Origin of the sequence: Brenneria populi (assembly GCF_036016195.1) — a bacterium.
Classification (GTDB): domain Bacteria; phylum Pseudomonadota; class Gammaproteobacteria; order Enterobacterales; family Enterobacteriaceae; genus Brenneria; species Brenneria populi.
The window spans coordinates 70,170-83,378 of record NZ_JAYWTM010000024.1 but is presented as its reverse complement, the minus strand read 5'-3'; the positions used below and the strand labels follow the sequence as shown (position 1 = coordinate 83,378).

The following is a 13,209-nucleotide window of genomic DNA, read 5'->3' as shown; positions in this document are numbered from 1 at the left end:
GAACGGCGCAGCGTTGCAGGACGACGCCGCGCCTGCCGAAAGCCGCAGGGCGGCATAAGTTATGCCTTTTTGTTCATTGCATTACGCCGCTATCCCGCCTATATCGAAGGAAAAATTACGCGGTCGGATAGTTAACGCATGCATCTGGATTTACGGCAATTACGCAATTTTCTTGCGCTGGCGGAACACGAGAGCTTTGTACAGGCGGCGCAGGCCGTCTGCCTGTCGCAGTCGGCGTTTAGCCGCAGTATTCAAGCGCTGGAGCAAACCCTGGGCCACCCGCTGATCGATCGGCAGAGCAAGGGGTTCGCCTTGACGTGGCAGGGAAAAAAACTGCTGCCTTGCGCGCGTCGGATGCAGGAGCTCTCCTGGGAATTAATCAATGATATGCAGCACCTCGATGAGGACGGCGGCGAGCTGACGTTCGGCTGCGGCCCGGCGCCGGCCATCGCGCTGATCCCGCGCGCGGTGGCGCAATTCCACCGGCTGCGGCCGCGGAACCGGGTGGCCTACAGCGTGGATAACTGGCAGTCGTTGCGCCAGCGCCTGCTGGCCGACGAATGGCCGTTTTTCGTCGCCGATACCTGGCACGCCGAGCTGGAAACCACGTTTCGCGTGCAGCCGCTGAGCCAGCAGCGCTGTTTTTTCATCTGTCACCGTTCGCACCCGCTGGCGCGGCGGGAAGCGGTCACGCCGGACGAACTGTTGCGCTTTCCGCTGGCTTCGCCCTATCTGCCGGTCGGCATGCGCAAGATTCTGGCGTCGCTGACGCGCCAGCCCGATTTCCGCCCGCAAATCCAGTGCGACCATAGCTACTCGCTGTACAACGTGCTCTCCCAGACCCAGGCCATCAGCTTCGCCAGCGAAGACGGCCTGGCGCTGGGGCGGCAAAGCCATCATCTGGTGGAAATTCCCCTTGCGGAAACGCCGCCGGAATGGGGCGAGATGCGCACCCGTTTCGGCATTATCTCCAGCCTGCAAAAGAGCCTTCCCCCGCTGGCGCAGCTGATGATAGACACGCTGATCGAACAGGACCGGCTGCGCCACGCCGAGGAGGGCTACCGCGCTTGACCGGCGGCGTCATAGTGCGGCCAGACCGGCGCCAGCCGCGGGTCCGCCAGCGCCTGATCGACAAATCCGCCGGCGAACCAGGCGTCGACCGGATAATCGCGGCGGATCAGTCCGGCGTCCTTAGCCCGCTGAATGCTGTCGGCAAAGCTGTCGCGCAAAAACGCATCCAGGCGCGGAGAACTCTGGAAATTGAGATCGTCCGGATTGAGCTCTTCCTCGAACAGCGCCTTTGGGATCTGGCTCTGCTCCGCCATCAGCGCGATATAGTCCGGCAGATGCGCGGGATCGGCGATCCAGCGCGCGTTTTCCACCAGTACGTCGACCAATTGCTGGGTCGCCTGCGGATAGCGCTGAATAAAGTCTTCGGTCGCCAGCACCGCCGCCTGCGTGGTATTGGCGCGCCCAAGCGCGCTGGCGCTCGTCACAATATTGATGCCCTGTTTGCGCAAGGTCAGCAGCCCGACGCCGCCCCACGCCGCATCCACCCGCTTGGCGGCCAGCGCCGCTTTACTGGCCGTCCAGTCCAGATTAATCACCCGGACGTCCCGCTCATTGAGCCCGGCGATTTTCAAGGCGCGTTCGAAAGAGAGCTGATCCGCCGTTCCCTTATAGACCGCCACGCGCTTGCCGCGTAAATCCTCAATACGCCGAATGCCCGACTCCGGCGTCGCCGCCAGATAGGAGTTCGAGCCGCGCGACCCCACCAGCACCCGAGTCGGCAATCCGCCCGCGCGGCCGATGATAGCCGCCAGATCGCCCAGGTAGACCACATCCAGCTGTTGGTTCGCCAGCGCCTCGTTAACTGCCGGACCCGCTCCCTTGAAAAATAACCAGTTTATTTTTATCCCCTGCGGTTCAAATACCGCCTCCAGCTGGCGGCGAATATGCGCCAGACCCAGCGGCCCGCGGATAAACGGCTTACTGCCCGCGCTCTGATCGGGCAGGCCGATGCGGATTTCCGCCGGCTTATTTTCCGCGGCATGAACGCCGGCGGCAAACAGCAGGCCGCTCAGCATAAGCGAACCGACAATGCGCCGCGCGACCGTGCGCCAGCGGCTTATTGCACTCTTCTTCATTACCCGACTCCATCAATAACAAACCGTCGCCATCAAACTAGCGAAACCCGGCGGCGCGCTTTAAATAACATTTCCAGCTTTTTTCAGTAAAAAAAAGCATATGGCGGGCGGGATCGGGCCGCGGCAGGGCGGCGGCGCCATCGTTCCCAGGCGTTTTATGCACCCAAACGGCTGGAATTTATGGAAAAACCGCCGCAGAGAGGACGATGCGATAACCAGAGAGGAGCGGTCGTCCGGCGCGCATCCCTGAGATATGCATTTTTTGCACCTCCGCTATCGGATTAATGCATTGGCTTTCGCGGCTAAAACCTGTTTTTTATTCCTTATAAATTCATTATGGCTAGTTTCAATAAAGAAAATGAATAAGGTTATTTTGCTGAAAATATCTCCGCTGACCTGGCCTACTCTGCCGAGAACCGCGTTTTATCCCCTGGCGCTACCGCTCGCCCTGTTTCTGCTGTGGTACATCGCCAGCCGGCAGGGGTGGATGCCGCCGCAAATTCTGCCGGCGCCGCTCGCAGTCGCCCGCACGGCGGCCGAGCTTTGGCGCGGCGACCTGCTGGCGCAGCTGCTCGTCAGTCTGCGTCACCTGTTCGGCGGCCTGCTGGTCGGGGTGCTTGCGGGTACGCTGCTGGGGGCGCTGATGGGCGCCTCGCCGCGCGCCTCCGGTCTGCTGCATCCGACGATCTATGCGCTGGCGCAAATCCCGACGCTGGGGTGGATCCCGCTGTTTATGGTGTGGTTCGGCATCGACGACGGCCTGAAGCTGGCGGTGATTGTTAAAGCGGTGATTGTGCCGGTCACGCTGCACACCCAGAGCGGCGTCGGCAATATTCCCCACGCGCTGCTGGAAACGGCCCGCGCCCTGCGTCTGCCCTGGCGGCAGCGGCTGATTCGCCTGACGCTGCCAGCGATGCTGCCGGTTTGGCTGATCGGGCTGCGGCTGGCGCTGTCGCAAGCCTGGGTATCGCTGATCGTGGTGGAACTGCTGGCGTCGTCGCAGGGTATCGGCTATCTGCTGGTCTGGGGACGCCAGTTATTTCAGTTGGATATCGTCTTCGTCTGTATTGCGGTCATCGGTCTGACCGGGCTGGCGATGGAGTGGGCGATCGGCCGACTGGAGCGCTGGCTGGTCTACTGGCCGCACCCGCCGGTCGGCCGTCTGAACGCCGCGCCCGCCCGCTGGCTGAGCGGGCTGCTCCTGCCCGTCGCGCTGCTGGCGCTCTGGCGCCACGCCAGCCTCTCCGGCTGGGTTGACGGCGCGCTGCTGCCGCCGCCGATCGACGTTCTGCATACGCTGATGCAGGGGATGCGCGACGGCGTGTTGGCGGACGCCATGGGGCACAGCCTGATGCGCGCGCTGGCCGGCGCGCTGGCCGGCGTGACCGCCGGTTTGCTGCTTGGCGTGGCGCTGGGACTGAGCCCGCGCGCCGATGCGCTGATTACGCCCACCGTCGCCACGCTGCGCCAGATCGCGCTGTTCGCCTGGCTCCCCTTACTCACCGCCTGGGTCGGCAACGGGGAAGCGGGCAAGGTGGTATTCGTCGCGCTGGCCTCTTTCTTTCCCATGCTGGTCGCCAGCCACCGAGGCGTCCGGCAGCGATCGCTCCAGCTGCAAGAGGTGGCGCAGGTGCTGCGCCTTTCGCTGGCGCAGCGGCTGCAGGCGCTGATCCTGCCGGGCGCGGCGCCGGCCATTTTCGCCGGTTTGCGCCTGTCGCTGATTTACGCCTGGCTTGGCACCATCGGCGCGGAATATTTTATGGCGTCAAATATCGGTATCGGCAGCCTGATGATTAACGCCCAGCAGCTGCTCGATATGCCCACCATCATCAGCGGCATGCTGCTCATCGGCGTCGCCGGCGCCCTCATCGACCGCGCCGGCCTCAGCCTGGAAAAACGCATGACCCGCTGGCGCACCACAGGAGAATCCGTATGAGCGTCATCGACATTAACCACCCGCCGGTGGTGCAGTTTGAAGGGCTAAAAAAGCAATTTAACGTCAAAGGCCGGCCGATGACGGTTATCGATGACTTTTCGCTCTCCATCCACGGCGGCGAACTGGTCGCCATCGTCGGCAGCAGCGGCTGCGGCAAATCCACGCTGCTGCGTATGCTGGTCGGGCTGGATAACGAATATCAGGGGCGCATTCTGGTGGACGGCCAGGCGGTGAGCGGCATCAGCCGCGACCGGGGGATAGTGTTTCAGGAGCCGCGGCTGTTTCCCTGGCTGACGGTACGCCAGAACATCGCGCTGGGACTGGCGCGGGAGAAGCGCGACAAGGCGGCGCGCGCGCGGCTGGTGGACCATTTTATCCGCCTGGTTCACCTTGACGATTTTGCCGACGTCCTGCCCGCCCAGCTCTCCGGCGGGATGGCGCAGCGCGTCGCCATCGCCCGCGGCCTGGTGGCCAATCCGCGTATTTTAATGCTGGATGAACCCTTCGGCGCGCTGGATGCCCTGACGCGTCAGCAGATGCAGCAGGAGTTGCGGCGCATCCATCAAACGGAAGGCACCACGACCCTGCTGGTGACGCACGATGTGGAAGAAGCGGTCTATCTGGCCGACCGCGTCGTGGTGCTGGCGCCGCGCCCCGGCCGTATTCTCCACATCGCCGACCTCGACCAGCCGCATCCCCGCCGGCGCGACGGTCAGGCTTTTCATCAACAGTGCAACGCACTGCTGGCGCTGTTGACGCGCCCCGCGACGCCGGCGGCGCCGGAATCCTCATCCACTACTTTCTGAATGGAGCTTTGCTATGGGACACCCTTCCGTTTACCCCACCGGCACCACCATCTATAACCCGGAGAAGGCCTGGGGCGGTTATACCGTCTTTCAGGCGCTGGAAAGCGGCGCCGTGCTGATCGATATGAACGGAACCGAACTGCGCCTGTGGGAAGGCCTGCACGGTTTTCCCAATAAAATCCTGCCCGGCGGCTACATTCTGGGCCACAGCGGCGAACGCGATCCGCGCTACGGCATGCAGGATATGGTCGATCTGATCCAGGTCGACTGGGAGGGCAATATCGTATGGAAATTCAACCGTTACGAACAGATCGCCGACCCCGATCTGCCCGTCGAGTGGATGGCGCGCGCCCATCATGACTACCAGCGCAGCGGCAGCCCGGTGGGCTACTATGCGCCGGGACTGGAGCCGCAGCCGATCGGCGGCAATACGCTGATTCTGGCGCACCAGAATGTGCGCAACGCCCGCATCAGCGACAAGCTGCTGCTTGACGACACCATCATCGAAGTGGATTGGCAGGGCAATATCCTGTGGCAGTGGCGTTGCAGCGATCACTTCGACGAGCTGGGCTTCGACGACGCGGCGAAAAGCGCTATCTACAATAACCCCAATATGCGCAAGAGCGGCGGCGGCATGGGCGACTGGATGCACATCAATTCGATGTCGGCGCTCGGCCCCAACCCATGGTTCGATCAGGGCGATACCCGGTTCCATCCCGATAACATCATCTGGGACGCGCGCGAATCCAACATTATCGCCATTATCGATAAACGAAGCGGCAATATCGTCTGGAAGCTGGGACCGGACTACCATACGCCGGAGTTGAAGCATTTGGGCTGGATTATCGGCCAGCACCACGCCCATATGATCCCCGCCGGACTGCCCGGCGCGGGCAATATTCTGCTGTTCGACAACGGAGGATGGGCCGGCTACGGCGCGCCGAACCCCGCTTCCGCCGACGGCGTTAAAAACGCCTGGCGCGACTACTCGCGGGTGCTGGAGATCAACCCGGTGACCCTTGATATCGTCTGGCGTTATTCGCCTTATGAAGCGGGGATCCCGCACCCCACCGACGCATTTCGCTTCTACAGCCCTTATATCAGTAATATTCAGCGCCTGCCCAACGGCAACACGCTGATCAATGAAGGGGCCAACGGCCGGATTTTCGAGGTCACGGCGCAGCACGATATCGTGTGGGAATATATCTCGCCCTACTGGGGGAAAACCGTCAACACCAATATGCTTTACCGCGCCTATCGCGTGCCCTATGACTGGGTGCCGCAGCTGGCGCGGCCGCAAGAGATCCCGGTGGAAGCGCCGGACAACACGCGCTTTCGTCAGCCGGGCGCGGCGCGGCCCGGATTCGCCAGCGTGATCCGCGTCGACGGCGTGCGCCCTTATAAAAAAAGCGGCGATGCGCTGTGCGTGGCCACCGACAGCGAAGAGCTGAAGCGCAGCCCCAGGCTGTTTAGCGTCGATCGTACCCGCTTCTCGCCGCTGGACGAGAGCGCATGGGAAAATCTTAGCCGCCGGGCGGCGCCGCAGCTGCTGCTGGTCGGCGCCGAACGCTGCGTCCACTGTAAAAGCCTGTACAAACAGCTGGAAACGCTGCTGGACGAAGAGGCGTATTCGCAGCTCGATGGCCGCTATCTGGACGCCGATCGTCATACCGAGCTGACGCAGCGCCTTGGGGTACGCGCGCTGCCCACCCTGCTGTGGCTGGAACAGGGCGAGGTCAAAGCGCGCCTCAACGGCGTTCAGCGCCCGGAGGCGCTGCGTGAGTGGCTAAGCAATCGCCAAAATAAAACCGTGGGCTAATATATTCCCCCTTGCCAGCTTGTCTCTCAGTCATATTTTTATGACAGGCTGGCTAAGGGTTTCGTGCGTGGTAAACGACGCCATTCCCTGTCCGCGCGGCGATACGTCCGGCGCAGAAGGCTTGCGCAACCCCCGACATCCGCTAAATATTTCCTTTGCATCGTTTCGCCACATTTTGTTATGTTATTACATATCAATTAACGTAACGCAGCGTAGTGTCATGATGACAAACAGCGACAGACCGGCGGATACCGTATTAGAGGTGGTGAATCTCGGTCTATCCATCGGCTTAGAGCGCAAAATCAGCGATGTGAGTTTCAGCCTGCGCGCCGGCGAGAAGGTTTGCCTGATCGGCGCCTCCGGCTCCGGTAAATCGTTAACCGCCAAAATGGTGATCGGTACGCCGCCGGCGAACTGCCGCATCAACGGCGAAATCCGGGTCAACGGCGAGAACGTGACGCATCTGCACGCCCTGGCCCGGCCGGTTTGCGCACGCGTGTCCGCCGTCTTTCAGGACTCCGCCACGGCGCTCAACCCGCTGATGCGGCTGGGTAAACAGTTATCTCTGGCGTTGGGCGCCTCATCGCAGGCCGAACTCGCGATGCTGCTGGATGAGATGGGGCTGGGCGATATTCCCAATCTGCGGCAACGCTTTCCATCCGAGCTGTCCGGCGGACAGCGCCAGCGCATCTGCATCGCCCTGGCGCTGCTGGGGCGCACCCGTTTACTGGTCGCCGACGAACCGACGACCGCGCTGGACGTCATGACCCAGCGGCAGGTCTTACAGGTGCTGCAGGAGCGGTGCGCACACCCTTCCGCGCCCGCTCTGTTGTTTATCACCCATGATATCGCCGTCGCCGCGCAGCTTTGCCGGCGCGGACTGGTGATGGAACAGGGCCGTCTGGTTGAATCCGGCAGCATGGCGCAACTGCTGGACGCGCCGCGGCATCCTTATACGCGGAGTCTGGTCAGGGCGGCCCGCCATGCCAATCTGTTGCCCCCCGATACCGGAGTCCTTGCCGGATGAATCGACATCTGCACGACGTTTCGACGCCCTTTCTAAGCATGGAGCGCGTTAGCCATTATCGCGCCGCGCCGCGTTTTCCGTGGCAAAAAAACCGTCCCGACGGCGCGATCCTCCGTGAGCTGTCGCTCCGTCTGCAGCGCCATGAACGCGTGGGTTTGGCCGGCGTATCCGGCTGCGGCAAATCCACGCTGTTGAAAACGCTACTGGCGTTGGACACGCCGGACAGCGGCACGATACACTGCGACGGCCAGCCGGTGCGCCCCGGCTCCGTACGTTCGCTCCTGTGGTATCGCCGCCGGGTGCAGTACATTCCGCAGGATCCCGCCGGCTCGCTGGATCCGCGCCGCTCGGTCGCCTCGCTGATTGCCGAACCCTTGAAACGGCTGCGCTACGGCGCGGATATCGCGTCATGCGTCCGGGACGCGATGGATCAGGTAGGTCTGAGCGCCGGCCTATCGGCGCAACCCGCCGGCCTGCTGTCGGGCGGACAGGCCCAGCGCGTGGCGATAGCCCGCGCGCTGGTGACGCGCCCCGATTTTCTACTGGCCGACGAACCCATAAGCGGACTGGATTTACCGCTGCGGGAACAGATAAAAAGCCTGCTGCAACAGGTGACGTTGCAAAATAATATGGGATTGCTGATGGTGTCGCACGACATCTCAATGATCGCCGGTTTGTGCGAACGTATGCTGGTCATGGACGATGGACGCATTATCGAAGATCGCCCGACCGCCGATGTGCTGACATCGCCGCGCCACACGCAGACCCAGCGGTTATTGGCCGCCGTCCCCTCGTTAACCACGCCGTTTCACGCCGCCGCCGAACGCGCGGCGCGATGAAAATAAGAATTAATGGATAATTCTATGTCGGACCTCGCCAACAACCGCGCCGCTCAGCCCTACCCGCCGTTATTGCTGGGCAGCCAGCTGGTTTTCAATATCGGCTTTTATGCCGTGGTGCCCTTTCTCGCCATCTTCCTGCGTGACGATATGCTGCTTTCCGGCTGGGCGATCGGACTGATTATTGGCTTGCGCACCTTCTCACAGCAGGGGATGTTCTTAGTCGGCGGCGCGCTGGCCGACCGCTTCGGCGCTCGGGGCGTCATTTTGTGCGGCTGCGCGGTGCGCATTGCCGGGTATCTGTTGCTGGCGCTGGCGGACTCGCTGTGGCCGGTTATCCTGGGCGCCTGCCTGACCGGCGTGGGCGGCGCGCTGTTCTCGCCGTCTATCGAAGCGCTGATGGCGCAGGCCGGCACCTACAGCGAAAAACAGGGGAAACGCAGCCGCTCGGAATGGTTCGCACTGTTCGCTATCTGCGGCGAGCTGGGCGCGGTGCTGGGTCCGCTGCTCGGTTCGATGCTGGCCGGATACGGTTTTCAACGGGTCGCCTTGGCGGGCGCGCTGATCTTTCTGCTGGCGCTGTTCATCCTGTTTTTCAGCCTGCCCGCCGCGCCGCGCGCGCAATCCGCCTTGCATATCGCGCCCTGGTGGCAAACGTTCCGCCAGCGGCGTTTTGTGGCGTTCATCGTGGCCTACAGCGCCTACCTGTTCAGCTATAACCAGCTCTATCTGGCCCTGCCTGTGGAGCTGCATCGCGCCGGCGGCGGCGAAAAGGATCTCGGGCCGCTGTTCGTGCTGGCTTCGCTGCTGGTGATTGCGCTACAGCTGCCGCTGGCGCGCTTTGCCCGGCGCCAGGGGGCGGCCCGTATGCTGCCGCTGGGATTCGCCCTGCTCTCTGCCTCCTTCCTTAGCGTCGCGCTGTTTGCGCCCATGACGCCGCCGGAAGGCTGGCTGCGGTTACTGCCGGCGCTCTCCCTGATTACGCTGTTGACGCTGGGACAAATGCTGATCATCCCCGTTGGCATGGATCTTATTCCGCATTTCGCCAATAACCATAACCTCGGCGCCCACTACGGCGCGCTGGCTTCGATGGGCGGAGTGACGGTATTGGCGGGCAATTTTTTGCTCGGCGCGCAGCTTGATTATGCGCTGACGCCATCGCCGCGGGCGGCGATCCCCTGGCTGATGCTGGCTGCCGTTCCACTGTGCAGCGCATTGGCGATGGTGCCGATTTGCCGGCCGTTTAAACGCTCACACTTGCTAAAACAATAGGACTCTCTGATGAATGCACGCCCTTTACGGCCGCTTTGCGCGCTGCTTGGCGCCGCCGCCGCCCTGCTGCTTTCCGGCTGTTTCAACGAGCCGGATGAAAAACCGACCGCCGATAGCGGCGACCGCCTGAGAGTGGCGATGCTGCAGCCTCCCCGCTCCGGATTGACGCCGCTCAGCGACGACGCGTTCAAACTGTCGCGCTGGAGCACCGCGGAGACGCTGGTGGTGCTGGATAAGCTCGGCGAAGCCCGGCCGGCTCTCGCCACGCAGTGGCGGCGAATCGATGATAATAGCTGGCGCTTCGAACTGCGCCCGAATGTTCGTTTCCATGACGATAGCGCGTTGAACGCGGCTACGGTGGTCAATGCGCTCACGATCGCCGCGACCGCCGCCCCGAAACCCCGTATCCTCGACGGCGTTCAGTTGACCGTCGCGGCGGACGGCGACAGCGCGGTCATTGTGTCGACCGCCACTCCCGATCCGCTGCTGCCGCAGCGCCTTTCCAGCCCGCAGTTGGCGATATTGTCCCCCCGCGCCTATGGTAAAAACGGCGTGGTGAATCCGCAAAACGCCGGCAGCGGCCCCTTCGTGCTGCGCAGCGTAAACGGCACCAGCGGCGCCACGCTGGACAGATTCGACGGCTATTGGGGCGCTAAAGCGCAGGCCGGCGGCATCGACGTCAGCTTTGTGCCGGACGGCGCGGCCCGCGCCGCCGCGCTACGGACCGGCGCCGCCGATATCGTGGAGGCGATACCGGTGTCTCAGGCGCCGCTGCTGGATCAGAAACTGGTGCATGAAGTGCCGATGCCGCGCACCAATACGCTTTATCTCAATACCCGGCAGGGGCCGATGCGGGATCCGGCGTTGCGCGCGGCGGTGCGCAACGCGCTGAACCGCCAGCAACTGGTGGATAGCGTGTATGAAAAACGCGCGGACGTCGCCCAGGGTCTGCTCGGCCCGGCGCTGCCGTGGGCCGCCGCGCTGCGCCAGCCCGTCGCCGACCCGGTAGCGGCCGCGTCGCCCAACGGCGCGAGCATTACGCTGGCGACATTCAGCGATCGCGCGGAGCTGCCCGAAGTCGCGGTATACCTGGCGCAGCAGCTCACCGCCGCCGGTTTTACGGTAAAGCAGGTGGTGCGCGAATACGCCCAGATTGAATCCGATGCGCTGGCGGGCAAATTCGACGCCTTTATTTTGTCGCGCGCCACCGTACTGGACTCCGGCGATCCAGTCGCCTACCTCTACAGCGATTTCTCCTGCGAAGGCTCTTTCAATATCGCCCACCTCTGCCGCCCGGAGATCGATAAGGCTTTGCAACAGGCGGCCGCCATTCCGGCGGGCGATGAACGGCGCCGGGCGATAATGCGTGCGGAAAATCTGATTTTAGCCAGCGACGCGGCTATTCCGATGCTGCACGAACGCGTTATTCAGGGAGAAAGCGCGCAGGTAGTCGATGCGCTGCGCGATCCGCGCGAGCGCGCCTTGATCGACAGCGCCACCCGCATCGATGCGAATAAAAAAGCCGAATAGCCCATTCGGCGCGGTAACGAGTAACAATGAGTCATGAGTGAAACCTTATATTGTCGCACCTGCGCCGGGGTCGGCCGCGTCTTGCCTCCCCGCTACGGCATGCTGCTCCCGCTGTTCTCCCGCCTGCTGACGCTGGCGGGCATCGTGGCGCTGATCGGCGTATTGCCGTGGCTGTCGGGGCAAGATCCGGCGCTGGCGTTGCTGCGCGCGCGCTCGGGCGAACAGGAGGCCACGGCGGAAACGCTGAATGCGATCCGCCAGTCGCTGGGGCTGGATCAGGGACCGCTGCGGCTGCTGGTCAACTGGCTGGGCGGACTGCTGCGCGGCGATGCGGGGAACTCATGGGTTTCGGGACGTCCGGTTCTGCCGGGAATGTTGCAGGCGGCGGGGGTGTCGCTGACCCTGATGGCATCGGCCGCGTTGGTGGCCTTTTCGCTGGCGGCGCTGCTGTGCGCCAACACCTTTAGACAAGGACTGCGCGGGCGGATACGCCGCTCGAACGGTTTTTTTGCCGCCATGTTCACCGCGCTGCCGGAATTTCTGCTGGCGTCGTTCCTGCTGATCATCGGCGCGGTCTGGCTGCAATGGTTCCCGCCCTACGGCTGGAACGGCGCGCACTATGCGGTATTACCGTCGCTGGCGCTGGGCGTTCCCGCCGGCGGCTATCTTGGCCGCATTATCGCCGATGCGCTCTCGGCGACATTCAGCGAAAGCTGGCTGACGACCTGGAACGTCGCCGGGATCGGCCGCCGGCATATCGCGCTGGCGGTGCTGAAGCGCACGCTGCCGGGCGTGATGCCGCTGGTGGGGTTGGTTTTAGTCTCCTTAACCGGCGGCGCCATCGCGGTAGAAAAAGTGTTCGCCATTCCGGGGCTGGGGCGCGCGACCCTGGGCGCCGCGGCGGCGCAGGATCTGCCAGCTCTACAGGCGGGCGTGCTGATTTTACTGATTATCGCGTCGATCGCCGGCATGGCGGCCGGCGGCGTGCGGCTATTGATACTTGGCCGCGCGCTGAGCAATGGCGCGATGCCGGTGCCGGCCGAGAACCAAGTGACGGTATCGCGCCGCGCCGTCTGGCTGCCGGCCGTCTGCCTGCTGCTGCTAATCGTATTGTCGATCGCCGGTCTGCCGCACGACCCCTACGCGTCCGCCTTCTTACGTTTGCAGCCGCCCTCGTTGACGCTGCCGTTCGGCGCCGACGCCATGGGGCGCGACCTGTTGGCCCGCGTCGCCCACGGAACGCTGAATACCTGTACGCTGGCGCTGATGGTTTCTCTGGCCTGTCTGGCGCTTGGCCTGTTTGTCGGTCTGTTTCCGCGCCTGTTTATCGGCCCTATCGAAGTCGCAAACGCCTTGCCGCCGGTCATCGCCGGTTTGCTGGTGGCGGCGATCAATGGCCCGACGGCCACGGGAGCGGCGATCGCGGTTACCGCCGTCAGTTGGGCGCCGCTGGCGGCGCACACCGCGGCGCTGGTATCCGAAATCGGCGCGCGCCCCTATATTCGCATGCTGCCGGTACTCGGCGTCGGGCCTGTGCGCCGCAGCCTGTTCTACGTCTTACCGGCGCTGGCGGGGCCGTTATTCCGTCACGCCATGCTGCGTCTGCCGGGTATCGCGCTGGCGCTGGCTTCGCTGGGGTTCCTGGGATTGGGGGCGTCGCCGCCGACCCCCGAATGGGGGCGCGTGCTGGCGGAAGGCATGCCGTATATCGAACGGGCATTCTGGGGCGTGCTGGCGCCCGCCGCCGCGTTGAGTATCCTGTCGATACTGGCGGTCAGCGCCGCCAACCTGTCCGGCCGCGCCAAACCGTAGCCGGCCTGGGGCGGGTAAGAT

At 63.5% G+C, this 13,209-nt stretch carries 10 protein-coding genes; 9 read left to right on the top strand and 1 reads right to left on the bottom strand.

The genetic code is table 11. The annotated features are described in order from the left end of the window. Positions 1-138: 138 nt before the first annotated feature. Positions 139-1,071 (top strand): LysR family transcriptional regulator, encoded by a 933-nt coding sequence (locus tag VSX58_RS18440; protein ID WP_327619371.1) that lies wholly within the window; start codon positions 139-141, stop codon positions 1,069-1,071. On the opposite strand, the gene VSX58_RS18435 is transcribed toward VSX58_RS18440, so the two are convergent. Continuing rightward, complete coding sequence (locus VSX58_RS18435) at positions 1,059-2,087, bottom strand: ABC transporter substrate-binding protein (protein WP_407654892.1); 1,029 nt, start codon at positions 2,085-2,087, stop codon at positions 1,059-1,061. The two genes, VSX58_RS18440 and VSX58_RS18435, sit on opposite strands and share 13 nt — an antisense overlap. Before the next feature lie 418 nt (positions 2,088-2,505). On the opposite strand from VSX58_RS18435, the gene VSX58_RS18430 reads away from it, so the two are divergent. The 8 genes from VSX58_RS18430 (at position 2,506) to VSX58_RS18395 (ending at position 13,188) form a co-directional block, all read left to right on the top strand. Beyond that, on the top strand, positions 2,506-4,083 hold the full coding sequence (locus VSX58_RS18430; protein WP_327619369.1) for an ABC transporter permease: 1,578 nt from the start codon (positions 2,506-2,508) through the stop codon (positions 4,081-4,083). Further along, positions 4,080-4,889: an ABC transporter ATP-binding protein gene (locus VSX58_RS18425; RefSeq protein WP_327619368.1), complete on the top strand. Its 810-nt coding sequence runs from the start codon at positions 4,080-4,082 to the stop codon at positions 4,887-4,889. The genes VSX58_RS18430 and VSX58_RS18425 overlap by 4 nt, the downstream gene beginning before the upstream one ends. 13 nt (positions 4,890-4,902) lie before the next feature. Then, positions 4,903-6,708 carry an aryl-sulfate sulfotransferase gene (locus VSX58_RS18420; RefSeq protein ID WP_327619367.1) on the top strand — a complete coding sequence of 602 codons (1,806 nt, stop codon included), beginning with the start codon at positions 4,903-4,905 and terminating at the stop codon, positions 6,706-6,708. 223 nt (positions 6,709-6,931) lie between these two features. Continuing rightward, positions 6,932-7,735: an ABC transporter ATP-binding protein gene (locus tag VSX58_RS18415; RefSeq protein WP_327619431.1), complete on the top strand. Its 804-nt coding sequence runs from the start codon at positions 6,932-6,934 to the stop codon at positions 7,733-7,735. Next, positions 7,732-8,574: an ABC transporter ATP-binding protein gene (locus tag VSX58_RS18410; RefSeq protein WP_327619366.1), complete on the top strand. Its 843-nt coding sequence runs from the start codon at positions 7,732-7,734 to the stop codon at positions 8,572-8,574. The genes VSX58_RS18415 and VSX58_RS18410 overlap by 4 nt, the downstream gene beginning before the upstream one ends. 24 nt (positions 8,575-8,598) lie before the next feature. After that, positions 8,599-9,846, top strand: a complete 1,248-nt coding sequence (locus tag VSX58_RS18405; RefSeq protein WP_327619365.1) for an MDR family MFS transporter — start codon at positions 8,599-8,601, stop codon at positions 9,844-9,846. 9 nt (positions 9,847-9,855) lie between these two features. After that, on the top strand, positions 9,856-11,376 hold the full coding sequence (locus VSX58_RS18400) for an ABC transporter substrate-binding protein (RefSeq protein WP_327619364.1): 1,521 nt from the start codon (positions 9,856-9,858) through the stop codon (positions 11,374-11,376). 33 nt (positions 11,377-11,409) lie between these two features. Then, positions 11,410-13,188 (top strand): ABC transporter permease subunit, encoded by a 1,779-nt coding sequence (locus VSX58_RS18395; protein WP_327619363.1) that lies wholly within the window; start codon positions 11,410-11,412, stop codon positions 13,186-13,188. Positions 13,189-13,209: the final 21 nt, after the last annotated feature.

What these genes read in the sequence shown, in the direction of transcription:
- VSX58_RS18440 (WP_327619371.1), top strand. Translation starts at nt 139, where the DNA reads ATGCATCTGGATTTACGGCAATTACGCAATTTTCTTGCGCTGGCGGAA.
- VSX58_RS18435 (WP_407654892.1), bottom strand. Translation starts at nt 2,087, where the DNA reads ATGCTGAGCGGCCTGCTGTTTGCCGCCGGCGTTCATGCCGCGGAAAAT.
- VSX58_RS18430 (WP_327619369.1), top strand. Translation starts at nt 2,506, where the DNA reads ATGAATAAGGTTATTTTGCTGAAAATATCTCCGCTGACCTGGCCTACT.
- VSX58_RS18425 (WP_327619368.1), top strand. Translation starts at nt 4,080, where the DNA reads ATGAGCGTCATCGACATTAACCACCCGCCGGTGGTGCAGTTTGAAGGG.
- VSX58_RS18420 (WP_327619367.1), top strand. Translation starts at nt 4,903, where the DNA reads ATGGGACACCCTTCCGTTTACCCCACCGGCACCACCATCTATAACCCG.
- VSX58_RS18415 (WP_327619431.1), top strand. Translation starts at nt 6,932, where the DNA reads ATGACAAACAGCGACAGACCGGCGGATACCGTATTAGAGGTGGTGAAT.
- VSX58_RS18410 (WP_327619366.1), top strand. Translation starts at nt 7,732, where the DNA reads ATGAATCGACATCTGCACGACGTTTCGACGCCCTTTCTAAGCATGGAG.
- VSX58_RS18405 (WP_327619365.1), top strand. Translation starts at nt 8,599, where the DNA reads ATGTCGGACCTCGCCAACAACCGCGCCGCTCAGCCCTACCCGCCGTTA.
- VSX58_RS18400 (WP_327619364.1), top strand. Translation starts at nt 9,856, where the DNA reads ATGAATGCACGCCCTTTACGGCCGCTTTGCGCGCTGCTTGGCGCCGCC.
- VSX58_RS18395 (WP_327619363.1), top strand. Translation starts at nt 11,410, where the DNA reads ATGAGTGAAACCTTATATTGTCGCACCTGCGCCGGGGTCGGCCGCGTC.